This is a genomic window from candidate division TA06 bacterium (assembly GCA_004376575.1).
Taxonomy (GTDB): domain Bacteria; phylum Hydrothermota; class DG-26; order E44-bin18; family E44-bin18; genus E44-bin18.
Map to the genome: position 1 here is coordinate 1 of SOJN01000065.1, position 25,899 is coordinate 25,899.

Below are 25,899 nucleotides of genomic sequence, written 5' to 3' on the forward strand. Positions count from 1 at the left end.
GCTCACCAATACGCTAACATTGGAGGATCAGGACAGTCTCAGTTCGTTTCTGGACTCGGGCGGCAACCTCTTCTTGACGGGCCAGAATATCGGGCAGGACATTGGTGACAGCCTTTTCTATTCAAACTACCTTCATTCTGTTTTCAATTTGCCCACGACAAACGATCATACTATTGATGGACTTCCTGGCGATGAGATAGGGGATGGTCTCAGCATATTGACCGCAGGTAGCCCTGGTGCCGGGAACCAGATCTCTCAGGACATAATCTCGCCCGATTCTGTTGCCGATACCGTGCTTATGTACAGTCCCCTGGACTGCGCGGGTATCAAGTATGATAGCGGCACTTACAAAGTCGTCTACTTCGGGTTCGGATTCGAGGGCATTGCATCTAGGCCAGCACAGGGGTATGATTCCAACTGGTTTGTTTTGAAGAGAGTCCTGCGCTGGTTTGATGAATCAATCGTGGTTGTCGACGAGGATAACTCATGCTTCCATCCAGAAGGTAGGAGCAGGTTTTTACTCAGTGTCAGCCCGAACCCTTTCAGAAGAGACGCTGTCGTGACCTTTGAGGTTCCGGCCCTGGAAGCGCAAGAGGTGTCTCTGCGAGTCTATGACGTATCCGGCAGGCAGGTGAGTTCAGTCTGGACTCAAGCCAAAGGGAGAGGAAAATCAGGAGTCAATAGAATAGTCTGGAATGGCTCTGACGTCATGGGGGAGAGGCTCAAATCAGGTATCTATTTTCTAAAACTGGGCACGGGCAGCAAATCCATCGTGAGCAAGGTGGTAATTCTTAGATGAAGACGAAGTGGATAAAGAGCCCAAATTGCGATGAGAGGGAATGCGAATGCATTAGTATGATTGTAATACACTATACTGCTCTTTCTCTTTCAGAGACAATCAAGAGATTCAAGGACAAAAACTCAGAAGCTTCCGCGCATTATATAATAGACAGAGATGGCAGTATCACACAGATGGTTAAGGATGAAAAAAAGGCCTGGCACGCGGGAGAGAGCGAGTTCGAAGGCAAATCGCATGTGAATGGCTTCAGCATAGGTATTGAGCTGGTGAACTGGGGACCCCTTAGAAAGAAGGGAGGCAGGTTCTACACCTGGAAGAACGACTGGTCAGAGCCGTATGACGGAGAGACTCCGGTAATATCAAAAGATGGCTGCTGGCAGCCCTTCTCAGAAGAACAGTATGAGTCGCTTGTGCAACTGATGAAGACCTTGTTAAGGAGATACCCTTCTATTACCAGGGAGAGGATAAAGGGGCACTGCGACCTCTGCGTTCCCAGGGGAAGAAAGATAGACCCTGGAGACGCCTTTGACTGGGGGAAAGTCCTTGGGGCTGTTTTCACCTGATGAGACCGTTTTTCATTCCCACACCTGACCACAAACGCAGATGCCTGGTCGAACGGGAACTTTGACCTGGATGCTGGAACGCGCCTGACCGGCAATGCGACATATCTACGCTATATGTTGATAGGGGACCGCTACAGCGAATGTCTCGACTCATGCATCGTTTACGGAGACCTCAAGTGTGCGTCTTTGAAGATGGAGTCGTGGGGGTTCATATTCAGCAGAGATTCAATTCCAGAATGGGGGCTGGGACCTGCCAATAGAGATGTAACCCTCATGGATACGTATAAAAAAGACTATGAGGGCGGAGAGTGGACTGGAACGTACGACCTCGTCAAGAGTGTGGGGAGCATGGTGATAGATGGGTATGTAGAGCGAGAAACGAGGTCAATTCCTGGAGATACTCCCCCGGGTGGTTCCACCATTGTGGCGTTGGATTGGCCTGTGCCCGCTGCCGGTCGATCTGAAAAGTCGCTGCACAGGATCCATTGTAGAAGAACCAGGCTGTAGTCCATCCACACGATATCTCGCATACATGCCGGTCCACGACTATTGATCCGTTACGTTTCGTTTGTGCATGTGTAACGTGTCGTATCAAGTGCGTGGACTTATTCCTCACAGGCAACAGAATAATCCTTTTAGCTTTTTCTGCTTCCCTGCAGCCAAACGGCGCAACTGGGGCCTATTTCCTCTCTCAGAGTGTGTGGAATTTTGCCGCGAAACGTTGCCTTCTGCAAAGCCAGGCCCGGTGTTATTGCCATCTCCGGTGGCAGCAGGGTCCTAAGTCTTTAGTATTTAGTGAGTTACGTAACGAGAAAAAGGTGTGGCATATTTGGCACGGTTATTGCGGAAAAAGATGTGTGGAACACGTTGATGCCTGGCCTGTAGGTCGTCAACTGACAGATCTCTGACACACTTCTCTAGCCGAAGACTTGCAGGTGGGTTCAGGAGGTTAATGGAACAATGATACGCGAAAGCAATCTACTCGATTTCTCGGGACTGATTAGCAAAAGCCCGAAGATGGAGTCTATCTTCGATCTCATAGACAAGGTTGCGGCTACGGCATCGACCGTACTGATCATAGGTGAAACCGGCAGTGGTAAGGAATTGGTGGCAAGGTCGATTCACACAAAGAGCAACAGGATAGATGAGCCCTTCATCACAATAAACTGCGCTGCCCTATCTGAGACTCTTCTTGAGAGTGAGCTTTTTGGGCACGAACGTGGAGCTTTCACAGGCGCATTCTCAAGGAAACACGGTCTTTTTGAGGTGGCTCATGGTGGGACCATCTTTCTTGACGAGATTGTGGAGATGTCACCAATGGTTCAAACGAAACTTCTTAGGGTTCTTGAGACAAGAAGCTTCAGGAGGGTCGGTGGAACTGACACGATCAAGGTGGATGTGAGACTGCTTGTGGCCTCTCAGGAAGATCTGAGAGAAGCGGTTCTCAAAGGTACATTCAGAAACGATCTCTACTATCGGCTTTCTACCATTACTGTAATGATTCCGCCTTTGAGAGAGAGGAAAGGGGACATACCGTATCTCACCGACCATTTCCTGGACAAGCTAGCAGAGGCGCACGATAAGCCCCGGGCCACAGTCTCACAGGATGTCCTGGACATCTTTTCCACATACGGTTGGCCCGGAAATGTGAGAGAGCTGGAAAACGTGATGGAGCGGGCATTTGTCCTTTCAAGTAATGGCGTGCTTACTGTGGACGACCTTCCAGCAAAGTTTAGGACAATGGAAAGGGTGAGAACGGTGGACGGGCTTCCTTCACTCGAGGACGTCAAGAAGAAACATGTCCTCACCGTGCTCAAAACTGTCCGAGGGAACAAAACCAAGGCCGCTCGTATTCTCGGTGTGGACAGGAAGACCCTTTATAGAATGATGAGAAACTGGAAGATAGAACTGAATGTCGAATAGCGAGACATGAAAGGAGGAGGAATGAACAGCACAATACTGGCGGTCGTGTCGGACTACAACAGCCGGACACGACTCTACCATCTGGCCTCAGAACTCGACCTAAGCATTGATTTCTGCGAAACGATTGGAAATGCGATTGGAAGACTCAAATTCTACAACTACTCAGCAATCATTGTTGATTTTGATAGCGTGTCGATCAAACCTGACGAGGTGGTAGAGGGATTGAGGAAAGTGGCGCTGGGGATTCCGATACTGGCAATTGTTAATAGAACGCAGGCTCGGTCTGCGGATCAGTTTGAGATCAGCCAGATAATTGCCTTAATCACAAAGCCAATAGACGCCAAGACCTTTTCCGAGGCGATGCAAAAACTCGCTGTCGTGTCAACCGTTTAAACGCAGGGCCGGGGGGTGAAGAATCTCCCCCGGCCCGAGCAGTATCTGGATGAGCGTGATCAGGCAGATAAAGAACCTACCATAACAAGGTCCAGGAGCCCTTATAGAGGAATCACACTGACCTTCTCGCCAGTTGAGATCGGCCCTACTTCTTCGGGGAGATAGACCAGGCAATTGGCTTTTACCATGGAGGTAAGAATTCCTGAGCCCTGAGGACCCGTCACGTCCACCACGAGAGTGTCCTCCTCACGCCGCACCTTTCCCCTCTTGAACTCCGCCCTTCCTTTCTGCTTGTCTATTGGACAGGTGGCTGTTGCGCTCAGTTTTTCTTTGAAAAACTTCTTCTCGCCCCTCATTTTCATGAGAGCAGGTCTTGCGAACAGCTCGAAACAGACCATGCAGGATACCGGGTTCCCAGGCAAGCCAAAGATTGGTTTCCCATCGGCAGTGCCGAAAGCGAGAGGCTTGCCAGGTTTCATGTTCACCTTCCAGAATTCATACTTGCCAATGGATGATAGGACGTCCCTGACGAGGTCGTATTGACCCATGGATACTCCACCAGTTGTCATAAGCAGGTCGCTCTTCTGCAAAGCTTCTTTAAATGTATTTTCCATCTCCTCACGTTTGTCCGGAATAATGCCCAGCTCGAGAGGGGTACAGCCAGTCTCCATGATGAGTGCGCGCAGAGAGTATCTGTTGCTGTCCCTTATCTTGCCAGGCGAAAGTGGTTCATCAATTTCCACAAGCTCGTCTCCAGTGGTTGCCAGAGCCACGACAGGCCTTCTGACGACGCTGATATGGGCTAGCCCCAGAGATGCGAGTACTCCGATCTCTGGTGGTCTAAGCAGAGTCCCGGATTTCAAAACAACCTCGGATCGCCTTATGTCTTCACCCTTCCTTCTTATGTGTTTTCCCTTTGGAACCGGGATTCTGACAAAGATTTGGTTTTCTTTTGCTTCGACATCTTCTATCATTACCACGGAGTCGGTACCGTCAGGGATTTCAGCTCCGGTCATTATCTTTGAACATTCCCCCTTCTCAATTCCAAAGGAGAGTCTGTCGCCTGCTCTGACTGTCGCTTTTATAGTCAGGCGGACAGGGCTGGTGCTCCTGGCTTTGGCCGTATCTACCGAGCGCACGGCGTAGCCATCCATAGCCGAGTTGTCAAAGGGTGGAACGTCAGCAGGAGAAACAATGTCCTGAGCGAGGACACACCTGAGAGCATCGGCTATGTGGACAGTATGAGGCTCCATTCTGTTCACGGCCTGTAGGATCCAATTCTGCGCCTCTTGTACTGACAGCATTTAGTGCTTCCCCTTTCTTGCTCTTCTCAGGTTTGAGGAAACCGTCTCTTTCAAAGATGATGGGACGTCGTTTGAATTGAGAAAATCTCCTACTGCTCTTTGGGCCTCGGGATCTTCTATGGTCGCCAAAAAGCCGGCCGCCTCTACCTTTTCCTCAGAGTTTCCATTTGCCAGTTTGGAGATGAGTGATCTCAATCCGTCCCTTTCTCCCAGGGAGAACATTGCTTCAGAAGCGAGAGTACTTATTCTTGCGTCCTCGGATTGCATGGCCTTGGCGAAGACCGGACGGAGAGACGCGTCTTTGAGCTGCGCAAGAACTCTCAGCGCCTCGAATCTGACCCTGAAACTGTCACAGTTAGCATCAGATATGAACCTCTCTTTGGCCGAAGTGTCACCCATGGCCTCCAGAGCCTTGATGGCTGCTGCACGCACAGGTACGTACCAATCTGAGAGCGCGGATTTCAATAAGGCCAGGCTTTTCTTTTCTTTTCTCCTCTCAAGCTCACTCACGGCTGCAAGCCTCACGTTTGACGAGACAGCGTCAAGCGCATCCTCCAGCGACGGATGTGGTGGTTTCTCGCCAGAGGTAAACTTCCCGTGCCTGGAGTACTCTTTTTCCAGCACAGACATCACCTGTGCCGAACTGAATTCACTCAATTTCTTCTCGCGCTGTTCCATTTTCCGTTTATTGAATATACCATGACATCCATCCACTTACCACCAGAAATTATCTGCTGAGGAACCCTGCCCAACAACCAGGGATGGAACAAATCGACCGGATCCGAAAATCGAAAATAGAAGATCGAAAATGGGAATCGGAAATAGAACACAATTTCTCCCTCTCCTCTGTCCTCTCCCTCAAGGGAGAGGAAGGGACGGGTTGCATTTTCGATTTTCTGCGGGGAGGGGAAATGGTGGTGGGGAATTTCGGGTGCGGTGTGGAGGACGGGATGGGAATTTCGTAATTTCCGGTAATAGGTGGGGGCAGGGTTTCCCTGCCCAATAATTCTCAACGGCGTTGAGAGAAGACACGTGAAGTCGGGTTCACCCCGAAGGGGTGAAATACGGGTCTAGCCATTTTGCGTAAGTTCGTCTATCAGATGTCGCACTTCTTCTTCTGTGTTGTAGAAGTGGAAGGAAACTCGGATGGCGCCTTCTCTCTTGGAGAGGATGAAGTTCTTCTCTTTCAGTCTGTTGTAGAGTTTATCCACGTCTTTACAGGTGAAGGCAACAATGCTTGACCGCCTGGCATCGTCAGTAGAGCTCAAGATCTCGTAGCGGCTTGTCCCAAGATAATCGAGCAGCAACTGGCAGGAGAGACTTGAGGACCTCCAAATCTCATCTATGCCGATCTCAAGGATCAGCTTCAGAGATTCTCTAAGCGCATAGTAGTCTGCATAAGGGTACGTCCCCAGTTCAAACTTCCTCGCTCCTGGAAATGGGTCGAACCTTCTGGTCAGCAGGTTCTCGAAGTCGAAGCTGCTCATAACAGACAGCCAGGTGGTGAATGCTGGCTTCAGCCAGTCTTGAGTCTTCTCGCTTATGTAAGCGAAACCGGCCCCCTGAGGTCCCATCAGCCATTTACCTCCACCACAGGCGAGCACATCTATTTCATAATCCTTCACATCAAAGTCCATCACTCCGACAGATTGCATGCCGTCTACGACCAGTGTCACTTTCTTTCTCTTGCAGAGTTCTCCTATGGCCTTCAGATCAGGTCTGTAACCTCTTGAGTAGTCAACCATGCTCAGCGATACCGCCTTGGTCGTATCATCAATTGCCGCCTCTATTGTCTGAGGAGTGACGCAGCCTCTCTCCAGCTCCGCAAACTGTATCTGCACCCCTTTGGACTTGAGGTTTGCCCAGGGATAGTAGTTGGAGGGGAACTCATTAACAGCGAGAACTACGCTCTCTCCTTCTTTGAAATGAATGCCATGAGCAGCGAGATTGATACCCATGCCCGTATTGGGAAGTAATGCAATCTCAGACTGCGAGCAACCAAGAAGTTTTGCAAGGTCTCTTCTTGTTTCAGCCAGTACCTCAAAGGCTTCGTCGTCTATCTCTTCACCGCTCTTTACGCTCTTTTCGAGGAAGGCATACATGGCCTGGAGAGACCGCTTGGGCATGGGGGAGCGGCTGGCGTGATTGAAATAGATGCATGACTCTGTATGCGGAAATTCATTTCTATATTCGGAGAGACAGGATATTTTCCTCTTTTTTCCCATACTCCTACCTCTGACATTGGGTCTTCCTTTGGGCACGAGACATGTTCTGCCCGCTTCCTCGCATGTCAGAAGACCCTATGTCTTGTGATGCTATCACACTCGACTGCGCCATTCAATGGTAAAGCGGAAGCCCGGCCCACAAACGTTGAACTCTTGAACCTTTGAACCGGTGTGGTCAGGCGGGGAAGAGATCTTCTGTGTAAGCAAACAGGGAAAATATTCCCCCGGTGTGTATGAAGAGCACGCGGCTTTTTCTGGGAATCCTCCCATTTGATACTAGGTCCAGTAAGCCGTACATGGCTTTCCCGGTGTATACAGGGTCAAGGACTATCCCTTCAGTCCGGGCCACTCTGTTTATGAGTTCTATCACCTGGGGATAGGGTTTGGCATAGCCGTCTCCAACATAGCCTCCCACCACTTCTATCTCTTCCTTTTTGAACGAAAGTCCAAGACTGAGCTTGGAATTGGCTTCAAGGCAGATTCCATATATCTTTTCTATGAAATGCTGAGGAGTCTGGCAGACATTGACGGCCAGAAGTCTGGCCTTCAGGCCGAAGATTTTTTTTCCTATCAAAAGCCCTGCGTGGGTTCCTCCTGACCCGCAGGCGAAGACGATGAAATCAACAGTAATCCTGGCAGCATCCAACTGGTTCCTGATCTCCTCAGCGGCCCTCACATAGCCCATTGCACCCAGCCAGTTTGATGCTCCCTCAGGAATGACATACGGTTTTCTGCCCATGGAACGGAGCCTTTCCGCCTCACTAGACATGATGTGGTCAATTTCTATGTATTCTTCTTCAGATATTACATTAATCTGAGCTCCTAATAGTCTATCCAGCAAAAGGTTGCCTTCTACAGATGTGGTTTCCTTTCCTTTCAAGAAAAGGATGCACTGAAGACCATATCTGGCTGCCACTGAGGCGGTTGCTCTGGAGTGGTTCGACTGAATTCCTCCGCATGTGATCAGGGTATCTGCTTCCTGATTCAGGGCATCAGCCAGGACGAACTCCAGTTTCCTTATCTTGTTTCCTGAGTTGAGACAGCCGGTCAGGTCGTCCCGCTTCAGGAATAGTTCGACCTCTTTCAGCTCGGCCGCCAATCGTGGAAGCTTTTCAATTCTGGTAGGAAGAAGAGCAAGGGATATGGAGGGTGGGTAGTTCATTCTGCTCTCTTTCTTCGGTCAGCTGTTCCTTTCCACACAGTATGCGGTAAGGAGCCGGAGGCTCTCTTTGGTTTCTGAATCTGGTATGGCTTCAAGGCTCATTGCTGCTCTCCTTGAAAACTCCTCTGCCAACGCCATAGATTTCTGGATGCCATCGTATCTTTCAAGAGTTTCAACAAGCCATGTCGTGTCCATCTTCTCCCTTCCCTTGAACATTGATGAGGCCCTTCTCTTCTCTTTTTCATTCATCGATGGAAGGGCGACTGTGAGAGGGAGGGTCGCGTTTCTTTCTGCAAAATCCTTGTAGCAACTCTTTCCCGTAGTCCCTTTCTCACATCTTAGATCCAGGCAATCGTCCCTTATCTGATAGGCCAGTCCAAGCAAGAGGCCGTAAGCTGCAAGTGAGCAGCAGACCTCGGAGTCAGCACACCCCGAGACTGCTCCGATTGAACAACAGGCTGACGTTAGAGATGCTGTCTTTTTGCCCGCCATCTGTATGTAGTCGCCCAATCCAGATCTGAGGTCACCCCTTCTGGCCAGTTCGTGGGCCTCGCCAGAACACATCATTGAAGTCGCCGTAGATAGTTGCTGCCTTAGACCGTTTGAGTTGGGCATCAGTTCAAAGGCTTTTGAGTAGAGGTAGTTGCCCAGCACCAGGGCACCGCTATGCCCCAGTCTCCTACTGGCAGCCACACTTCCCCTTCTTGTCTCAGCATGGTCAACAAGGTCATCATGGAGTAATGCAGCAGAATGGACAAGTTCCACTGCCGCGGCAAGCCGAGAGACATCGGCTCTACCACTGCCCAATCTTGATGAAAGGATAAGGAGCGCTGGTCTCAACCTCTTTCCCTTTGGAGAGAGCGCATCGCTGAGGGCTTCAGCAAGGTCTGAATCGATCTGCCGGGCAATAACGGCAAGCATGGATTCGACTTTGTTCAGGTCATTCTCGATTGGCCTGTAAATGGATTCCAGCTCAGGCATATCTTCTCTTCAAAGAGAGCACCCTATCTTGTAAGACAGTTTGTCAAGCTTTATGGAAAGATCCACATTTTCTACCATGATGTTCTTTGGGACAGAAACTGTGGTTGGAGCGAAGTTGAGGATGGCTTTAATACCACACTCTATGAGTTGATCTGCGACCTGCTGTGCAGACGAAGCCGGCACGGTCAATATCCCTATATCGATTCCCTCCTTGACTGCCACTTCTCTGAGGTGATCCATAGGTCTTATGACTGTCGATGCCATCTTTTTCCCGATCTTGCGTTTGTCATTGTCGAACAGAGCCACAACGTGGAAACCCTCTATTCTGAGCCTGTTGTATCCGTGCAGGGCACTTCCGAGGTGCCCCACACCCACGAGCAGGACCTTCTTGTCCTTATCCTTGCCAAGAATTCTACTCAGTTGACGCATCAGGTCGGCAACCTCGTATCCCACACCTGGGCTGCCGAAAGACCCGAAGCAGGACAGGTCTCTTCTCACTTGAGCAGCAGAGTGGCCGGTGATTTTGCCGAGCTCCCGAGAAGACACATAGCCCCTCTGAGAGGGTCTCAAATTGGAGACTACTCGATAGTATTCAGCCAGCCTGACCACTCCCGGGTCACTTATCTTCACCTGCTGTTCACGTTTGTGCATTTTTTCACAATCTCGTTCAAAAGTTAAGCCCGGGCCTCAGGCCGGGTGCAACTCCTGTATATACTATACAGCGAGTCCGTGTCAACCATAAAATGCCAACACCGGAGACAGGACCTTTAATCTAAGATCTGAGATCGAAGATCGTGAGACCAGGGACAAGCTCTGCAATCTCAGATCGCAGATCTAGGATCTAAGATCGCGAAGGGGTCTTTCACACTTGGATTGCCACGTCGCGCTAACGCGCTCCCCGCAATGACACATTCTTTTGCTGTTATGGGGTTTACCGTTGCTCTGATTTTCGATCTTCCCTTCGGGTGCTCGCATTCTTCAATGTTGAACCATGTTGAACCGGGGATGGGCGTGTGGGAGGAGGGATTGAACGGGGAGTGGGGATGAAGAGGGGAGTGAGGGAGTAGTAGTGGGGAATTTCGGGTGCGGTGTGGACGACGGGATGGGAATTTCGTAATTTCCGGTGATAGGTAGGGGCAGGGTTTCCCTGCCCGATAATTCTCGACGGCGTTGAGAGAAGACGGAGCCTGCCCGTCGTAGCTAAGCAGAGCGAAGACGGGCGAAGTTCAGTCTTGACACTTCCTTTTGCCGGGCATATACTGAAATTGGCCACATTGCCTGCGAGATTTCAGGACGGGAGCCGTGCATGGTTGCTGCAGTGAAGAATACGTCCAAGAAGGTGTCAGTCAATGCGATCCTGTTCCTCGTGAATTCCCTGGTTCAAAACGAGAGCATGAGAAAGTTTATATTGAAGAATATTGAGCACAGGATGTACCTTGATCTGATAAAGGAAAATCCTTACGGGCGGCCCGCCAAGGTGCAGGAGGAGAAGTTCTGGATGGGTAGAGCACTTCTCCATAGGATTCACGTAGCTCTGAGCAAGGGACACATCTCTAAGGAAGCTTCCAATGCCTTGCTCAAGGTTTTTCTCGGTAATGTCTTCTTCGGAGGCTTCTATAGCAGGAAAAAGTTCGTTGAGGAACACGGATTCAGGCCACCGCTGTTTATTACCATAAGTCCGACCATACTATGCAACCTGAGGTGTGCCGGTTGCTACGCAGATGCCGGCGCAAGTAGAGCCACCATTCCTTTCCACATACTTGATAGAATAATCTCTGATGCGAAAGAATCGTGGGGGATGCACTTTTTTGTCATATCTGGTGGTGAGCCCTTCATTTACAAGAGCGAAGGGAAGACATTTCTGGATCTGGCTGAAAAACACACCGATTGCTATTTCATGTCGTATACCAATGGTACTCTCATAGACAATAGGATGGCTGAGAGGCTGGCCGGACTGGGAAACATCACTCCCGCAATCAGTGTTGAGGGCTTTGAAAAGGAGACCGATGAGAGAAGGGGCAAAGGGACCTACCAGAAGATAATAAGGGCCATGTCCAATCTGAGAACGGTTGGAGTTCCTTTTGGCATCTCTGTCACCATAACCAAGGACAATGTTGACCTGGCGATGAGCGATGAGTTCATAGACTTCTATTTTGAGGAGCAGGGAGCGGCTTACGGCTGGATATTCCACTACATGCCCATAGGTAGAGGCATAACCCTCTCGCGCATGGTGTCGCCAGAACAGAGGGTCGGGATGATAAGTAGGGAGTGGGAATTGATCAGGGATAGAAGGATTTTTCTGGCAGATTTCTGGACTAGCGGCACCTCCTCTGACGGCTGCATCTCCGCTGCGAGGGCCGGTGGCTATTTCCACATAAACTGGAATGGAGACGTTACTCCTTGCGTCTTCGCGCCATACACGCAGCACAACGTTGTTGATGTCTATGAAAGCGGAGGGAGTCTCGACGAGGTGATTCAATCGCCACTTTTCAAGGCGATAAGGAAATGGCAGGATGATTATGCGTATGAAAGGAAACCCTGGGAACACGGAAATCTTCTAACGCAGTGCCCCATAAGAGACCACCACAAGGAGTTCAGGAAGATAGTTGTCACAACAGGCGCAAAGCCGGCCGATGAAGCTGCGAGAGAGTGTCTTGAGGATGAGAGCTATATGAGAGGCATGGATGCGTATGACCAAAAGATGAGCAGGCTTACAGACCGGCGCTGGCAGAGAGAGTATCTGGATCCGGAACTGAGACCCTGATCGTATGCATCTCGCATGAAGATAATAGGGGGGAGATTAGACTTCCCCTTTTTGTCATTGGTGACAAAAAAACGAGTACATGTTAGGTTCACCAGCTTGGCATAAGGTAGTACAGGAGACTGGATGATTTGAGAGAGATAAGCAGACGGTCAATCATAACGGGCTTGAGAATATTTCTGGCCATCACCATAGTCGTGGGAATGGGTGTTCTTATCTTCAGTGTCAAGGGTCTAACGTTTGGTGACCTTATCAAGAGAGAGACATGGGTTGTATTGGCCAGGCCCGGGACGTGGGCAGAGGTTGGCAGAGACCTGGTGCGGGCTCTGCGGAGTATGAGAATAGGTTTTCTTGTGCTTGCCACAGCCTTTATGATGGGAAGGCTCTACATGGACATACTGAGGGTTCAAATACTGAGTAAGGCAGCAGGAAAGTGGATGCCTTTCCGCTCGAGTGCTGAGTTCAATGTGGGAGGGCTCTTCCTGGCCGCAGTCACACCTTTTCAGTCTGGAGGGGTTCCACTTCAGCTCTATATCTGCCGAAGGTTGGGGCTTTCCATAGGAGCGGGAGGTGCGGTAATAGTATTTAGAGGTGTGCTCAGCGCGATAGTCTTTGTTCTCGTACTCCCCATAATGATCCTCTTCTTCAAAGAGTTCCTTGTAGGTCCTGTGGTGCGGCCTCTGGGTAGATATTTGATTGTGCTCTATGCGGTGATGTTTTCTCTTCTCCTTTTGGCTCTTTTCAGGCCAGGTGGAATGAAACGACATCTTCTCATGTTTGACTCCTACCTCAGGATAAAACGGATTGTGAGGACCGATCGGTTTGAAAGGTTCTACATGAAACTCTTTGAACAGATCGAAGAGTTCAGAAAGAGCGCGAGAGACTACTTCGGTCGCAGGAAGGCGCTGCTTGGAGCCGCGTTTCTTCTCTCGTGTGGGGCAGTGGTCTTGAATGCTTCTATTGCTCCTGCGATTCTCTATGGACTGGGCCAGACACCTTCTGTCGCGGCTTCATTCATTCTGGCAGTTCTTCTTCTATACATACTTGCCTTTGTTCCTACCCCTGGCGCGAGCGGGTTTGCTGAGGTTGGAGCATATTCCTTGTTCTTCTTTTTGATTGAAAGGAACCTTTTGGGCGTTTTTGTCCTGCTGTGGAGGTTCTTCACTCTCTATTTGGGAGCTTTTCTGGGCGGCGTTCTTCTTTTGAGGATGCTGAGAGGAGGGGTTAGTGTCGGCTCAGTCTTCTCGCAATCATCGCAGACCAGAGGCTAAGTACTGCTATGAAGAAGCCAAATACGAGATTGTTCAGCTTTGCGCCGCCGCCAATAACAAATGCTGACAGCATAAACCATACCCCTATATAGAACACAATCCATATCTGCCACATGGTCCTATTCCTCGTATCGGGGAAGAGGGTGGAAGTATTTTCCACCCTCTCCGTTTTTCATATAGCCGCCAGGATGGTTTACATGAAATGATAATTCACGCCGACCAGAATGTAGAGTGCGTTCGTGTTTGGCGTACTTTCTACAGGATCAGTTTCTTCGATATCTTCCGAGGTCAATATATAATGGTCCCTTAGCTCCAGGAAAACCCCCAGTTGAGGAGTCGCCGAGAACTCTACCCCCCCGACACCACCGATGCCGAACTTAGTCGAGCTAACAGTCGTGTCATTATCTGCGACCGTGGTTTTTGTGCTGAGCATATGAATGCTTGGCCCGGCTCCGATGTAAGGCTTTATCGGGCTGCCTGGAATGTTTATGTTGTATATGATGTGCACGCCTATCGGGATGTCTGTATACTTCGTATCCACGTCATTCTCTGATTCCGAATGCATGAAGTAGTCCGCGAACAACTGTCCTGACAGCATTGGCATGAATGAGAGGTTCACATTGATTCCGAAGTCCATCCCGCCGTTGCTCAAGCTGTCTATCATATAGATGGCATAACCGCCATGGATACCTGCCCCAAGTCCAATCTGTGCCGAGGCTGCGGACGCAAGAACCATAATAGCTACGGCCGCCAAACCAAATCCAGCTAACCTACTCATTCGAAACCTCCCTCTTTGTTTGCTCGTATTCACTCAGGCACAAAAAAAATCACTACTACCCTTCACCACCCCCTTTCACCAAGTAGAGTTTCAATAAGTATACACCAATCATCCGCCGTGTCAAGCGAAAAATCCCGGGTGAGAAATCGCTTGACAGGGTACAGACAAGTTCATATGATGTGATTGAGAGAAGGAAAATTTTTTGAGTTGGTTTGTGAAATTTTTCACAAAGTAGGCCTGAAAAGAGCGAATCCTATTTTGCTTGACTTGCAGCTATCATCCGGGTAAATTGTACTGATTTAATCGATACTTAGCCAATTCTCAAGGGGGCTGATATGGCAGGGAAGCAAAAATCGACGGTAATAGATGTATCTGAGCTTGATCCCAACTTCAAACACGAGATCACTAAGGAACCGGGGGGCGAAAACCTCAAGGCTTGTTTTGCATGTGGAACATGCTCTGCCTCATGCCCTGTGCGCGAAATAGACGAGAGATACAATCCTAGAAAGATAATAAGGATGGCGATCCTGGGAATGAGAGACAGGGTACTCCAGAGCGACTTCATATGGCTCTGCTCCACATGTTACACGTGCGAGGAAAGGTGCCCTCAGAATGTGCGCGTGACCGACGTCATAAACGCCCTAAAGAACATTGCAGCCAAAGAAGGCTACATTCATCCTGCCTTCAGAACTCAGGCCGAGCTTATTGGAGGTTCCGGGAGGCTCTACGAGATGGAGGAATTTGACAACAAGAGGAGAGAAAAGATGGGCCTTCCCAAGCTCACCACATCCTTTGATGAGGTCAAGAAACTGTGTGAATCGGCTGGCTTGAAAGATATCATCCAAAAGAAGGAGTCATAGAATGAAATACGCTCTCTTTCTCGGATGCACCATTCCCGTTAGGGCACAGAACTACGAGATTTCCGCAAGAAGGGTAGCCAGAGAACTGGGGATTGAGTTTGAGGATCTGACTGACCTCGCCTGCTGCGCGTACCCTATGAGGTCCGCGAGCGAAAAGGTTGCCACTGTCCTTGCGGCAAGGAATCTTGCGATTGCCGAGGAGAAGGGCCTGGAGCTGTGCACTCTGTGCAGTGCCTGCACTGCAACGCTTACGGAGATGAACGAGCATCTGAAGCAGGACGAGAAAGCACGGAAAGAGGTTAATGAGCATCTGAAGAAGATTGGTCGGGAATACAAGGGCACAGCAAAAGTGAGACACTTCGCCCGGATTCTCTACGAGGATATAGGTGTAGATAAGATAAAATCCAAGGTGAAGAAGGAGCTTTTGTCCTTGGCCCTTGCTCCACACTACGGGTGTCACTACATCAAACCCTCTGAGGTCTATGGCCACTTTGACTCGCCGGAAAATCCTCACACCCTTTCTGAACTGATTACCGCCACCGGTGCGAAACTGGCTCCCGACATACCAAACTCCTGCTGTGGAGGCGCAATACTCGGTGTAGAGGCAGATATAACCCTGACGATGGCCAAGACGAAACTGGACGCTGCGCAGTCAGCAAAGGCAGACGCGATTGTATCCATCTGTCCCTTCTGCAGCGTCATATTTGAAGACAATCAGAAGAAAGTTGCAGAAAAGTTTGAGAAAGAGTATGGGATACCCGTCCTCTTCTATCCTCAAATTCTTGGGCTTGCCCTAGGAATAGAAGAGAAAGAACTGGCATTCAGATTGAACAAGGTGAAGCCCAAAGACCTGCTTGCCAAGTTAGCCTCTGAGGCAGCTTAGGAACAGTGGCTGCACTTGAGGTTGAGATACTCAGGAAACTAACAGGCTGGCTGTGACGAAGAGCCCAGTAAATGATTTCTAATCCAGGCAAGATTTCCTCAATCATTGAAAGCTTTGGGGCAGCAGGCGGGTCTCTCATATCCATGCTCCAGGAGATCCAGGCTGAATACCACTATCTACCCAGAGATGCCCTGGTTCTTATCGCCGAGAGGACGGGCCTGCCGCTAAGCCAGGTCTTCAGTACAGCCACCTTCTACAACGCGTTCAGCCTGACCCCCAGGGGAAAGCATTTAATAAGTGTTTGCCTTGGAACTGCCTGCCATGTTCGGGGCGGACCAAAAATCACCGACAAGATCGGTAGAGAGCTGAATGTGGAGGCCGGGGCCACCACAGATGACCTGCAGTTCACCTTGGAGACAGTGAGGTGCGTAGGTTGTTGCGCCCTGGCGCCGGTCGTCAGGATTGACGAGGATACTCACGGTCACGTGACCCAGAAGAAAGTCCCTGCTATCTTGAAGAAGTATGCACGTGGAGACAAACAAGATGAGGATACAAAGCCTCAAGAATCTTGAGGGGATGAAGAAGAAGGGGCTCCGTTCCCTCTATCCAGATGAAACAAAGGTTATGGTGGGCATGGCTACCTGCGGACTGGCCACCGGTGCAAAAGAGGTCTTTGAAGCCCTTAAGAAAGAAGCAGAAAAACGAAAGCAAAAGATCCTCGTCACGAAGACTGGTTGTATAGGGTTTTGCTCGAGAGAACCCTTGGTGGATGTGGTGCAAAAGGAAAGGCCGAGGATAACCTATGGCGAGGTCGATGCGAAGAAAGTGCCAGGACTCCTTGACGACCTTTCTGAAGGAAAGGTAAGCAAAGAGTGGGTTGTTGGGAAGATGACCGAGGATGAATGTCTGGCAGAGGGTTCCAAGAGGCGGTATTTTGAGGGTGAGGAGCCGGAAGAAACGCGGGAGATCCCTTCATACGATGAGCTTAGCTTCTACAAGAAGCAGAAGAAGATTGCCACGAGAAACTGCGGCTTCATAGATCCAGAGAGCATTGAAGAGTACATTGCCCGAGGAGGATATTTCTCCCTGCACAAAGTGCTGACAGACATGGAACCCGAACAGGTGATTGGGGATATCAAGAAATCAGGTTTGAGAGGTAGAGGTGGGGCGGGTTTTCCCACAGGGCTCAAATGGGAAATCAGCAGAAAAAGCAGGAGTGGAACCAAGTACATTGTTTGCAACGCAGACGAGGGAGATCCTGGTGCATATATGGACAGGTCAATTCTCGAGGGAGACCCACATACTGTACTTGAAGGAATGATCATAGGCGCTTACGCAATCGGAGCGAGTGAAGGATACATATATTGTCGAACAGAGTACCCTTTGGCCATTGAAGAACTCAGTATAGCAATCAAGAAAGCAAGAGAGTATGGTTTGCTCGGGAAAAACATCATGGGCTCGGGGATGGACTTCGACATTAAGATCAGTGAAGGGGCAGGGGCCTTTGTCTGTGGGGAAGAGACAGCTTTGATGGCGTCCATAGAAGGAAAGACAGGCGAACCAAGGATGAGGCCACCGTTTCCTTCTGAGAGTGGGTTGTGGGGAAAACCCACGAATATTAACAACGTGGAGACCTGGGCAAATGTTCCGGTGATCATTGGCAGGGGCGGAGATTGGTACTCGAAGATTGGGACCAAAGAGAGTAAGGGAACAAAGGTCTTCTCCATTGTGGGAAAGATCAACAACACAGGCCTTGTGGAAGTACCGATGGGCATAACGCTCAAAGAACTGGTGGAGGATGTTGGGGGAGGGATACCCAACAACAGGGAGTTCAAGGCTGTTCAGACCGGCGGGCCATCAGGGGGCTGTATTCCAAAAAGCCTGCTTCAGCTACCAGTCGACTACGAGGAACTGGCCAAAGCTGGGTCCATCATGGGATCGGGCGGTTTGATTGTCATGGACGATGAAACGTGCATGGTGGATGTTGCCAAGTACTTCATAGGCTTCCTTGAGGATGAATCCTGTGGCAAATGCCTTTCATGTCGTGAAGGGACAGAGAGGATGAGAGAGATATTGGAGGATATCACCGAGGGGCGCGGTAAGGAGGGTGATATTGAATTACTGGAATCCCTTGCCGCTGTGGTGAAAGATGTTTCTCTCTGTGGACTTGGCTCAACGGCACCAAATCCGGTCCTTTCTACTATTCAATATTTCAGAGATGAATATGAAGCACATATCAAAGAGAAGAGATGTCCGGCAAGAGTCTGTCGGGCCCTGGTGCAGTACAGGATAGATCCAGAAGCATGTACGGGCTGCCGTGCGTGTCTGACGGTCTGCCCCGAAGGGGCAATAACCGGAGAGCGGAAGAAGGCCCATGTGCTGGACCGGAAAAAGTGCATCAAGTGCGGAGCCTGCGTCGAGGTGTGCAAGCCTGACGCAATCATCGTGGAGTAAGGTGATCGATGGCTGAACTGACCATAGACAACAAAAGGGTTCGTGTGGAAGAGGGTTCCACAGTTCTGGAGGCAGCCAGAAGCGCTGGAATCCACATTCCCACGTTCTGCTACTATGAAACGCTTTCGCCCTACGGTGCGTGCCGGCTCTGCACGGTCGAGGTCCACAGAAAAGGTGGTTCCTGGCTTGTTGCATCGTGTCTCTTGCGTGCGGAAGAGGGGATGGTCATCTCGACCAATACTCCCCGAGTCGTGGAAGCGAGAAAGATCCTGGCAGAGCTTCTGCTGGCCAGATGTCCCAATGTGAAGGAAGTCCAGAAACTGGCGAAAAGCTTTGGAGTGGGTAAGCCCAGGTTCAGATTGAAGGATGAACGATGCATTCTCTGTGGAAGATGTGTGCGCGCCTGTCGGGAGATAGTGAAGGTGGGAGCGATCAGTCTGGTCAACCGCGGCAAAGAGAGAGAAATGAAGTCGCCCTTCCACACCGCTTCAAGTACTTGTATCGGGTGCGGCACCTGCTTATACGTATGTCCCACAGATGCTGTGGACCTTGGGGAGATAAAGTTGAAGGAAACGGTACATAGCTGGGGGGTAGATTTCGAAACCAGGATGTGCCGGATCTGTGGAGAATATCACTTTGCTCCAGAGTATGGATTCGATTATGAGGAACTGAAGAGAGGGGACAGCTAAGAAGTGGAAGGAGATGTGAGAATAGGCACATTCATATGCGATTGTGGAGATGAAATCTCCACTCTACTCGATCTGAAAAAGCTTAAGAAGAAAGTGGAGGCCTTTCCAGGCGTAGCACTTGTCCGGCGTCTCCGCTATCCTTGCTCAAAGGATGGTCTGAGAGAGATTGGCGATGCAATTCAGGCCAAGAAAATAGATAGGGTGGTGGTGGCCGGATGCTCTCCCAGAATCTATGGTCCTGTCTTCAGATCTGCGTGCGAAAAAGCGGGATTGGATGGCTCCATGTTTGAGATGGTGAACATAAGAGACCAGTGTTGTCGAGTTCACCCGGGTTTGAGAAAAAAAGCTACCGAAAAGGCTGAACGCCTCGTAGGAATGGCGGTTGCCAAATCTGTTCAATCTGTGCCGAGGAAGAAGATTGAGGTGAAAGTCAGCCCTTCGGCTCTTGTTGTCGGTGGGGGGATTTCCGGAATGACTGCTGCTTTGAGCCTCGCCACCAGGGGGGTCAAGGTCAAACTTGTGGAAAGAGACAAGAAACTGGGTGGGATACTCAACCAGTTGCACAAGTTGAGTCCCAGCGGCGTGGATTCTGGAGAAGTTCTTAAATCGACGGGGCAGAAGGTTCGCGCGGACGAGAATATTCAGGTTTTCACTTCCGCTGAAGTGACCTCAGTATCAGGTGCGGCTGGTGATTACAGAGTACATGTTATCCAGAAAGGTAAGGAACTGGAGTTAGGTGCTGGCGCCATTGTGGTGGCCACCGGCGCTGATGTTTTGAAGCCGGAGGGCATGTATGACTACGACGGCAAAAGTGTGATAACCCAACTGGACCTCGAGGGGCTTCTCAAGGAAGGAAAGGTAAACGTCAAGAATGTCGTCATGGTACAGTGTGTGGGAGCGAGGCAGCCGGGAAGGGAATACTGTTCCAGAACATGCTGCATGACAGCCATCAAGAACTCCATCTTGCTTAAGGAGTGCTCCCCCAGCATTAAGGTTAGTCTCTTGTTCAGGGATCTTCAGACCTTTGGTCGTTTCCTTGAGAAAGAGATCCTCAAGGCAAGGGACATGGGTGTCAATTTCGTCAGGTATCAACCTCCCGATATTCCTCAGGTGAATGAGGGTTTGGTAAAGGTATCTGATCGATTGTCCGGAAAAGACGTCGAGATTCCGTACGATCTTCTAGTTCTGTCCACCCCGTTGATTCCTTCAAGTGGTGCTAAGGAACTGGCCGAGACGATCGGGGTAACTGCTGACAAAGATGGGTTCATTCCGGAAGAGCATGTGATGTTGAGACCTAACAGATTTGTCTCAGGCGCCGCATATCCTTGTGGTTGCGCCCATTGGCCCGCTACTGTATCAGAGAGCATCTACCAGGCATACCTTGCTGCTGCCAAGGCTGGTCAGTTTCTCCTGAAGGAGTCCATAACCGCAGATTGTGCAGTGCCAGGTGTGGTTGAGGAGAGGTGCCGTGCGTGCGGTTGGTGCGAGGAGGCATGCGAATTCGGGGCTATTGAAATGAGGGAGATTGAAGGTGGCCAACGCGTTGCTCGAATAAGCCCGGTCACGTGCAAAGGCTGTGACCTTTGCGTGGTCACGTGTCCATGTGGAGCGATCGTGCCCACAGACTACACGACCAAGCAGATAGGGGCCATGGTTGAAGCACTTGCTTAAGAGACGAAATTACGAAATTGCGAAAACAAAACCTGAGACATGAGATTACAGAAATAACACCGTGTGTGCGAAAATCGAAGTTGAGAACATAGAAACTGGGGGATGAAAAACACGAACATAAAAGAATCAGGTTTCTTGAGGATCTTGATGTCTACAGGCTGGCGAGGGAGTTCAGAAAGAGGATGTATGAATTGACAAGGAAGCTACCCAAGGAAGAGGAATACAACCTTGTTGGGCAGATGAAGAGGGCGGCGGTTTCATTAACCAACAACATTGCGGAAGGGTATGGAAGATACCGCTTCAAGGAGAACATCCAGTTCTGTCGACACTCTCGTGGTTCGCTTTTCGAATTGATCGATGATCTCAATCTTTACAGAGATGAGCCGTACATCAGTCTTGATGAATATCAAAGCTTTCGTAATGATGCATTCTGCTTGCTTAAGGTTCTTAACGCTTACATAGACAGCACCAAGAAACTGCAGGGGGAATGGTTCGGGACATGATTTAGGCGTTTGACAATTTCGTGTGTGTGGCGTGGGGGTAGGGAGGCAATTTCGTAATTTCGAGTCCCGGTGGTGGAGGTTTTATGGGGGTTGAGAGGAAAATTGGTTGGGAGCCGAGAATAGTTGCTTTTACATGCGACTGGGGCCCATGTTCGGCAGGTGAACTTGCAGGGGTTAAGGGAATTGAGTACCCTACGAACGTGAGCATAATAAGCTTGCCCTGCTCTTGCAGGCTCACCCCTGCGATACTACTCGGGGCTTTTCGAACTGGAGTTGATGGCGTGCTTTTTACGGGTTGCCAGATGGGCGATTGCCACTACGTCTCCGGCAACGAGGAAGCAAAGAAGGTTTATGAGACTACCTGTAGGCTTATGAAAGCTCTGGGGCTCGATCCAAAAAGGTTGAAGCAGGAGTGGGTATCTGCCGAGGAAGGGGAGAGGTTCGCCAGACTGATGGCCGAGTTCACGGAAGAAATCAGGAGCCTGGGTCACAACCCCATAAGGGTGGCAGGAGTAAGAGCCTAATGAACGTCGAACAGATAGTCAAGGATACAAAGACCCAACTCTGTTACGACTGCACAGTGTGTACTGGAAGTTGTCCTGTGGCCAGGACGAGGCCCCAATTTTCTCCCCGTCTCACTGTGAGGCGAACCATCTTGGGAAAAGAGAAAGCCGTCATCGCTGATCCAGAACTATGGTCGTGTCTTACGTGCGGGACCTGTTCCAGCAGATGTCCGCAGGAGGTTGATTTCATAGGCTTCATCAGGAGAATGAGAACTGAAGCCATAAAAAACGCAAACGAGGCGATTCCATCCCACGACGGCCTCATGCAGATTATGGCTGAGATACAATCGAGCGCCATCGCCCAGTCAAAACATTTCTGGGTGGAAGAAGGCTTGAGAACCAGGAAACAGGGTGCCGACCTGCTCTACGCCGGTTGCTTGCCTTTCTACGGGATAGTCTTTGAGGAGTATGGCCTCGATCTTCTGAAGATTCTGAATGATGCGGTAAAGGTGCTGAACATGATGGGCATAGAACCGGCCCTGAGTGAGGAGGAGAGATGTTGCGGCCACGACCAGTTCTGGAGGGGGGAATTCGGCAAGTTCAAGCGTCTGGGTGAATTGAATATCGAAGCATTCAAGAAGTGCGGAGCAGAAAGGGTCATATTTCTGTGCCCGGAAGGATATGAAATAGTGAAAAAGGAATACCCGAAGCACTTCGGCGAACTGCCGTTCAAACCAGTTCACATAACGGAAGTAATAGAAGAGAACTTGGATTCCTTTTCCTTCAAAGAGATGGAAAAGAAGATTACTTACCACGACTCGTGCAGAATGGGCAGGTTTCTTGGACTCTATGATACTCCCAGAAAGATAATATCTTCGATACCGAAGTTGGAGCTTGTGGAGATGGACAGGAACAGAGCCAATTCTGTTTGTTGCGGAACGTCAGGTTGGATCAACTGCTTCAACTGCTCCAAACAGATTCAGACTGAAAGGTTGAATCAGGCAAGGGGGACTGGCGCGGATCTGCTGGTGACCAGTTGCCCGAAGTGTCAGATACACTTCAGATGTGCAATGAGAGGTGGGTCACCTGAGATAGAGATGATGGACATTGTCTCTCTGGTCGCCTCTGCGCTCCAATAGGAGGATAGTTCTTGGTCAAAGAAGCTCTCATAGTTGGTGGTGGAGTAGCCGGGATACAGGCATCTCTTGACCTGGCTGGCATGGGGGTGAAGGTCCACATCGCCGAAAAGACTCCGAGTATCGGGGGAAAAATGGCACAGCTTGACAAGACCTTCCCTACCAACGACTGCTCCATATGAATACTCGCACCTAAGATGATAGATGCCGGTCGGCATCCAAACATCGAACTGCTCACTTTGAGCGAAGTGGTGGGCCTCGAAGGTGAGCCGGGCAGCTTTACTGCCACTGTTTTGAAACATCCACGGTATGTGGATGAGTCCAAATGCACGGCGTGCGGAGACTGTTGGGCCAAATGCCCGTACAAGGCTGATGACGCATTCGATCTTAGTCTGCGCAAGAGGAAAGCGGTATACATATATTTCCCACAGGGTGTTCCCGCCTGTGCAACCATAGATGCTGAAAGCTGCCAGTACTTCAAGACAGGCAAATGCAAGGTCTGTGAGAAAGTGTGTAAAAGGGAAGCGATAAGGTTCGATGATAAGGAAGAGAAGTTGAAGCTCAATGTAGGCGCGGTCATTGTGGCCACAGGCTTTGAACCGTACCCAGCAGAGAAGGTCTCCCAGTTTGGGTTTGGCAGGTATCCAAACGTGATAACCTCGATGCAGTTCGAGAGGATGTCCAATGCGAGCGGACCTACTGAGGGCAAGGTGATCAGGCCGTCAGACGGAAAGCATGCAAGAAAAATCGCCTTCATACAGTGTGTCGGCTCCAGGGACATGAGGCACAAGAAGTTCTGTTCAGCGGTGTGCTGCATGCATTCAACAAAAGAAGCAATGGTGGCGAGAGAGCATGATGCCGAGGTCGAATCCTTCATCTTCTATACGGACATGAGGGCAGCAGGAAAGGGGTTCCAGGAATACATAAATAGGGCTCGCGATGAGTACGGTGTGAGATACATAAGGGCGAGAGCAGGGGAAATAACCCAGGACGAGAAGAAGAATCCAGTTGTATGGTATGAAGACATTGAGGGCAGGCGCGTGGACTCGATAGCGGTCGATCTGGCTGTACTGGCCACGAGCCTTGTTCCCAGTAAGGGGACGGAGAAGCTGGCAGAAGCTCTGGGGATTGAGCTGGACCAGTATGGGTTCTTTGCCACAAGTCCATATTCGCCTGTGGAGAGCTCAAGACCCGGTGTCTTTGTGTGCGGATATGCAGAGGCACCACTCGATATACCGGAGTCTGTAGTTCAAGCTTCAGGAGCAGCAGGAAAAGCTGCTGAGATAATCTTTGGAAGTGAAGTGGTGGCTGGGGGTAAGAAGTAGGATTGAGAATCATGACTGAAGAGAAAGAAGATCTGAGGATAGGTGTTTTCGTTTGCCACTGCGGCTCAAACATAGCTGGGTTCCTTGATTGTGGTGCAGTAGCGGAGTACGCCGGGACTCTCCCTGACGTGGTGTTTGCAGATGAGAGCATGTACAGCTGCGCTGATACCGGGCTAAAGCAGATCGCCGCAGGGATAGAAAACAACAACCTGAACAGGGTGGTTGTTGCGGCGTGTACTCCTGTGACCCACGAGCCGCTCTTTCGGGCGACGTGCAAGGAGGCAGGCCTGAACCCATATCTTTTTGAGTTCGCTAACATCAGAGACCAGTGTTCGTGGGTCCATCAGAAGGATAAGGAAAGTGGGACAGAGAAGGCAAAGGACCTCGTGAGGATGGCGGTTGCCAGAGCGCGGATGCTGAGGCCGCTTGAGAAGATTGGGGTCGACGTGAAAAGGGCCGCCCTTGTCATCGGAGGTGGGGTGTCCGGAATAACTGCTGGAGTGGCGCTTGCCCGAATGGGATTCGATGTGAAGCTCGTGGAGAAACAGGATAAGCTGGGCGGTACGTTGAACTCCCTTAACAAGCTTTATCCGGACAACAGGCCGGCGTCCGAGGTCCTTGAGGATCTCGTCAAGGAAGTGAAAAAGTATCCCAACCTTGATGTTATGACAAGCGCGGAAATAAAGTCTGTTGATGGATTCATAGGCAACTATGAAATCATAGTACAATATCCCGAAGGTGAGAAGAAGTTCGATGCCGGAACAATAGTGGTGGCAACCGGTGCTTCTGTTCTGAATCCTTCAGGTATGTTTGGCTACGACGGGAAAAAGGTGATAACCCAGCTCGAGTTAGAGGGACGTTTGAAGAAGGACGACGTCAAGGCCGACAGAATTGTCATGATTCAATGCGCAGGGGCCAGAATACCGGAGAGAAGGTACTGTTCCAGAATTTGCTGTACTGAAGCCATAAAGAATGCAAGGTTGCTCAAAGAGACAAACCCGGATTCGAAAATCTACGTTCTCCATAGAGGAATACAGACATACGATGCGGAGTTCGAGGACTATTACAGAATGGCGCGCGGAGATCTCATCTACTTTGTGAGATATCCTGACGATATGCCCCCTGTGGTAGAAGATGGGAAGGTGAAAGTGAGAGATGTGATGATGGGTGAGGATCTCGAGGTGGACGCAGACCTTGTTGTTCTCTCCACACCGATGGTTCCCAGGGCAGACAGCGAACCACTGGCAAGGCTCTTGAAAGTTTCGCAGGATACGAATGGGTTTATGCTTGAGGCCCATGTGAAACTGAGGCCCGTGGACTTCGCAACCGACGGCATTTTCATGGCAGGATGCTGTCACTGGCCGGCCCACATAGGAGAGTGCGTGTCTCAAGCCCTTGGCGCAGCTTCGCATGCCTCGATACCACTCATATGTGGAAGAGTGAGTGTAGAGCCTGTAATCTCGGTTGTCAATCCTGACCTCTGTACGGGCTGTGGAACCTGCATAGAGAACTGTGCGTATGCTGCAATCAGAAAAGACGAAGAGACCCACAAGGCTGTCGTTACCGACGTTGTCTGCAAGGGGTGCGGCATATGCGCCACCAACTGCCCAGAGGGAGCAATAACGATAAACCATTATAGGCCTGACCAGATCATGGCCCAAATCCGGGGAGCATTCGGAGAAACGAGCTTGGAAAAACCATGAAACCACGAGATT

27 protein-coding genes are annotated in these 25,899 nt (G+C 50.3%); 19 read left to right on the forward strand and 8 right to left on the reverse strand.

The window, feature by feature from the left end; translation table 11 throughout:
• The 5 genes from E3J62_05150 to E3J62_05170 all read left to right on the forward strand — a co-directional run.
• Positions 1-799: T9SS type A sorting domain-containing protein (locus tag E3J62_05150; GenBank protein ID TET46118.1), on the forward strand; the 799-nt coding region annotated here is incomplete at its 5' end.
• Positions 796-1,362: a hypothetical protein gene (locus E3J62_05155; GenBank protein TET46119.1), complete on the forward strand. Its 567-nt coding sequence runs from the start codon at positions 796-798 to the stop codon at positions 1,360-1,362. The genes E3J62_05150 and E3J62_05155, both read left to right, overlap by 4 nt.
• A gap of 186 nt (positions 1,363-1,548) precedes the next feature.
• Positions 1,549-1,869: a hypothetical protein gene (locus E3J62_05160; protein TET46120.1), complete on the forward strand. Its 321-nt coding sequence runs from the start codon at positions 1,549-1,551 to the stop codon at positions 1,867-1,869.
• A 453-nt stretch (positions 1,870-2,322) separates the two neighbouring features.
• The gene (locus tag E3J62_05165; GenBank protein TET46121.1) at positions 2,323-3,285 is read left to right on the forward strand and encodes a sigma-54-dependent Fis family transcriptional regulator; all 963 of its coding nucleotides are present in this window, start codon (positions 2,323-2,325) and stop codon (positions 3,283-3,285) included.
• Positions 3,286-3,306: 21 nt separating this feature from the next.
• Positions 3,307-3,678: a hypothetical protein gene (locus E3J62_05170; protein ID TET46122.1), complete on the forward strand. Its 372-nt coding sequence runs from the start codon at positions 3,307-3,309 to the stop codon at positions 3,676-3,678.
• Positions 3,679-3,779: 101 nt separating this feature from the next.
• Here the strand turns inward: E3J62_05170 and E3J62_05175 are convergent, their stop codons facing one another.
• From E3J62_05175 to E3J62_05200, 6 genes are all read right to left on the reverse strand, one after another.
• Positions 3,780-4,982 (reverse strand): molybdopterin molybdotransferase MoeA, encoded by a 1,203-nt coding sequence (locus E3J62_05175; GenBank protein TET46123.1) that lies wholly within the window; start codon positions 4,980-4,982, stop codon positions 3,780-3,782.
• The gene (locus E3J62_05180) at positions 4,983-5,696 is read right to left on the reverse strand and encodes a HEAT repeat domain-containing protein (protein TET46124.1); all 714 of its coding nucleotides are present in this window, start codon (positions 5,694-5,696) and stop codon (positions 4,983-4,985) included.
• Positions 5,697-6,052: 356 nt separating this feature from the next.
• Complete coding sequence (locus tag E3J62_05185) at positions 6,053-7,207, reverse strand: aminotransferase class V-fold PLP-dependent enzyme (GenBank protein TET46125.1); 1,155 nt, start codon at positions 7,205-7,207, stop codon at positions 6,053-6,055.
• Positions 7,208-7,382: 175 nt separating this feature from the next.
• A complete protein-coding gene (locus E3J62_05190) occupies positions 7,383-8,369 on the reverse strand; it encodes a D-cysteine desulfhydrase family protein (protein TET46126.1) in 987 nt (328 codons plus the stop codon).
• Between the two features lie 18 nt (positions 8,370-8,387).
• Positions 8,388-9,350 carry a polyprenyl synthetase family protein gene (locus tag E3J62_05195; protein TET46127.1) on the reverse strand — a complete coding sequence of 321 codons (963 nt, stop codon included), beginning with the start codon at positions 9,348-9,350 and terminating at the stop codon, positions 8,388-8,390.
• Between the two features lie 9 nt (positions 9,351-9,359).
• Positions 9,360-10,001: a redox-sensing transcriptional repressor Rex gene (locus tag E3J62_05200; GenBank protein TET46128.1), complete on the reverse strand. Its 642-nt coding sequence runs from the start codon at positions 9,999-10,001 to the stop codon at positions 9,360-9,362.
• 655 nt (positions 10,002-10,656) lie between these two features.
• On the opposite strand from E3J62_05200, the gene E3J62_05205 reads away from it, so the two are divergent.
• On the forward strand, positions 10,657-12,114 hold the full coding sequence (locus E3J62_05205; protein ID TET46129.1) for a radical SAM protein: 1,458 nt from the start codon (positions 10,657-10,659) through the stop codon (positions 12,112-12,114).
• Between the two features lie 128 nt (positions 12,115-12,242).
• Positions 12,243-13,382 (forward strand): flippase-like domain-containing protein, encoded by a 1,140-nt coding sequence (locus E3J62_05210; protein TET46130.1) that lies wholly within the window; start codon positions 12,243-12,245, stop codon positions 13,380-13,382.
• Here E3J62_05210 and E3J62_05215 read toward each other — a convergent pair.
• Positions 13,336-13,497, reverse strand: coding sequence for a hypothetical protein (locus E3J62_05215; GenBank protein TET46131.1), 162 nt, complete (start codon positions 13,495-13,497; stop codon positions 13,336-13,338). The two genes, E3J62_05210 and E3J62_05215, sit on opposite strands and share 47 nt — an antisense overlap.
• A 78-nt stretch (positions 13,498-13,575) precedes the next feature.
• Positions 13,576-14,160: a porin family protein gene (locus tag E3J62_05220; GenBank protein ID TET46132.1), complete on the reverse strand. Its 585-nt coding sequence runs from the start codon at positions 14,158-14,160 to the stop codon at positions 13,576-13,578.
• Between the two features lie 335 nt (positions 14,161-14,495).
• On the opposite strand from E3J62_05220, the gene E3J62_05225 reads away from it, so the two are divergent.
• From E3J62_05225 to E3J62_05280, 12 genes are all read left to right on the forward strand, one after another.
• On the forward strand, positions 14,496-15,020 hold the full coding sequence (locus E3J62_05225; GenBank protein TET46133.1) for a 4Fe-4S dicluster domain-containing protein: 525 nt from the start codon (positions 14,496-14,498) through the stop codon (positions 15,018-15,020).
• A gap of 1 nt (position 15,021) precedes the next feature.
• Positions 15,022-15,903: a CoB--CoM heterodisulfide reductase subunit B gene (locus E3J62_05230; protein ID TET46134.1), complete on the forward strand. Its 882-nt coding sequence runs from the start codon at positions 15,022-15,024 to the stop codon at positions 15,901-15,903.
• Positions 15,904-15,974: 71 nt separating this feature from the next.
• The gene (locus E3J62_05235) at positions 15,975-16,475 is read left to right on the forward strand and encodes an NAD(P)H-dependent oxidoreductase subunit E (GenBank protein TET46135.1); all 501 of its coding nucleotides are present in this window, start codon (positions 15,975-15,977) and stop codon (positions 16,473-16,475) included.
• Positions 16,447-18,357, forward strand: a complete 1,911-nt coding sequence (gene nuoF, locus E3J62_05240; GenBank protein ID TET46136.1) for an NADH-quinone oxidoreductase subunit NuoF — start codon at positions 16,447-16,449, stop codon at positions 18,355-18,357. The genes E3J62_05235 and nuoF overlap by 29 nt, the downstream gene beginning before the upstream one ends.
• Before the next feature lie 8 nt (positions 18,358-18,365).
• Positions 18,366-19,046, forward strand: coding sequence for a 4Fe-4S dicluster domain-containing protein (locus E3J62_05245; protein ID TET46137.1), 681 nt, complete (start codon positions 18,366-18,368; stop codon positions 19,044-19,046).
• Between the two features lie 15 nt (positions 19,047-19,061).
• The gene (locus E3J62_05250; protein ID TET46138.1) at positions 19,062-20,717 is read left to right on the forward strand and encodes a CoB--CoM heterodisulfide reductase iron-sulfur subunit A family protein; all 1,656 of its coding nucleotides are present in this window, start codon (positions 19,062-19,064) and stop codon (positions 20,715-20,717) included.
• A 182-nt stretch (positions 20,718-20,899) separates the two neighbouring features.
• Positions 20,900-21,220, forward strand: coding sequence for a four helix bundle protein (locus E3J62_05255; protein ID TET46139.1), 321 nt, complete (start codon positions 20,900-20,902; stop codon positions 21,218-21,220).
• An 83-nt stretch (positions 21,221-21,303) separates the two neighbouring features.
• Positions 21,304-21,744, forward strand: a complete 441-nt coding sequence (locus tag E3J62_05260) for a hydrogenase iron-sulfur subunit (GenBank protein ID TET46140.1) — start codon at positions 21,304-21,306, stop codon at positions 21,742-21,744.
• On the forward strand, positions 21,744-22,862 hold the full coding sequence (locus E3J62_05265) for a (Fe-S)-binding protein (protein TET46141.1): 1,119 nt from the start codon (positions 21,744-21,746) through the stop codon (positions 22,860-22,862). The genes E3J62_05260 and E3J62_05265 overlap by 1 nt, the downstream gene beginning before the upstream one ends.
• Before the next feature lie 11 nt (positions 22,863-22,873).
• On the forward strand, positions 22,874-23,041 hold the full coding sequence (locus E3J62_05270) for an FAD-dependent oxidoreductase (GenBank protein TET46142.1): 168 nt from the start codon (positions 22,874-22,876) through the stop codon (positions 23,039-23,041).
• A 15-nt stretch (positions 23,042-23,056) separates the two neighbouring features.
• Complete coding sequence (locus tag E3J62_05275) at positions 23,057-24,184, forward strand: CoB--CoM heterodisulfide reductase iron-sulfur subunit A family protein (GenBank protein TET46143.1); 1,128 nt, start codon at positions 23,057-23,059, stop codon at positions 24,182-24,184.
• Positions 24,185-24,195: 11 nt separating this feature from the next.
• Positions 24,196-25,887, forward strand: coding sequence for a CoB--CoM heterodisulfide reductase iron-sulfur subunit A family protein (locus tag E3J62_05280; protein TET46144.1), 1,692 nt, complete (start codon positions 24,196-24,198; stop codon positions 25,885-25,887).
• Positions 25,888-25,899: the final 12 nt, after the last annotated feature.

Excerpts from the sequence above, each read along its gene's own strand:
- E3J62_05260 (TET46140.1), top strand. The coding sequence starts at position 21,304 with ATGGGGGTTGAGAGGAAAATTGGTTGGGAGCCGAGAATAGTTGCTTTT.
- E3J62_05245 (TET46137.1), top strand. The coding sequence starts at position 18,366 with ATGGCTGAACTGACCATAGACAACAAAAGGGTTCGTGTGGAAGAGGGT.
- E3J62_05215 (TET46131.1), bottom strand. The coding sequence starts at position 13,497 with ATGTGGCAGATATGGATTGTGTTCTATATAGGGGTATGGTTTATGCTG.
- E3J62_05225 (TET46133.1), top strand. The coding sequence starts at position 14,496 with ATGGCAGGGAAGCAAAAATCGACGGTAATAGATGTATCTGAGCTTGAT.
- E3J62_05275 (TET46143.1), top strand. The coding sequence starts at position 23,057 with ATGATAGATGCCGGTCGGCATCCAAACATCGAACTGCTCACTTTGAGC.
- E3J62_05205 (TET46129.1), top strand. The coding sequence starts at position 10,657 with ATGGTTGCTGCAGTGAAGAATACGTCCAAGAAGGTGTCAGTCAATGCG.
- E3J62_05190 (TET46126.1), bottom strand. The coding sequence starts at position 8,369 with ATGAACTACCCACCCTCCATATCCCTTGCTCTTCTTCCTACCAGAATT.
- E3J62_05170 (TET46122.1), top strand. The coding sequence starts at position 3,307 with ATGAACAGCACAATACTGGCGGTCGTGTCGGACTACAACAGCCGGACA.
- E3J62_05235 (TET46135.1), top strand. The coding sequence starts at position 15,975 with ATGATTTCTAATCCAGGCAAGATTTCCTCAATCATTGAAAGCTTTGGG.
- E3J62_05265 (TET46141.1), top strand. The coding sequence starts at position 21,744 with ATGAACGTCGAACAGATAGTCAAGGATACAAAGACCCAACTCTGTTAC.
- E3J62_05195 (TET46127.1), bottom strand. The coding sequence starts at position 9,350 with ATGCCTGAGCTGGAATCCATTTACAGGCCAATCGAGAATGACCTGAAC.
- E3J62_05165 (TET46121.1), top strand. The coding sequence starts at position 2,323 with ATGATACGCGAAAGCAATCTACTCGATTTCTCGGGACTGATTAGCAAA.
- E3J62_05255 (TET46139.1), top strand. The coding sequence starts at position 20,900 with ATGTATGAATTGACAAGGAAGCTACCCAAGGAAGAGGAATACAACCTT.
- E3J62_05230 (TET46134.1), top strand. The coding sequence starts at position 15,022 with ATGAAATACGCTCTCTTTCTCGGATGCACCATTCCCGTTAGGGCACAG.
- nuoF (TET46136.1), top strand. The coding sequence starts at position 16,447 with ATGAGGATACAAAGCCTCAAGAATCTTGAGGGGATGAAGAAGAAGGGG.
- E3J62_05200 (TET46128.1), bottom strand. The coding sequence starts at position 10,001 with ATGCACAAACGTGAACAGCAGGTGAAGATAAGTGACCCGGGAGTGGTC.
- E3J62_05220 (TET46132.1), bottom strand. The coding sequence starts at position 14,160 with ATGAGTAGGTTAGCTGGATTTGGTTTGGCGGCCGTAGCTATTATGGTT.
- E3J62_05155 (TET46119.1), top strand. The coding sequence starts at position 796 with ATGAAGACGAAGTGGATAAAGAGCCCAAATTGCGATGAGAGGGAATGC.
- E3J62_05185 (TET46125.1), bottom strand. The coding sequence starts at position 7,207 with ATGGGAAAAAAGAGGAAAATATCCTGTCTCTCCGAATATAGAAATGAA.
- E3J62_05175 (TET46123.1), bottom strand. The coding sequence starts at position 4,982 with ATGCTGTCAGTACAAGAGGCGCAGAATTGGATCCTACAGGCCGTGAAC.
- E3J62_05280 (TET46144.1), top strand. The coding sequence starts at position 24,196 with ATGACTGAAGAGAAAGAAGATCTGAGGATAGGTGTTTTCGTTTGCCAC.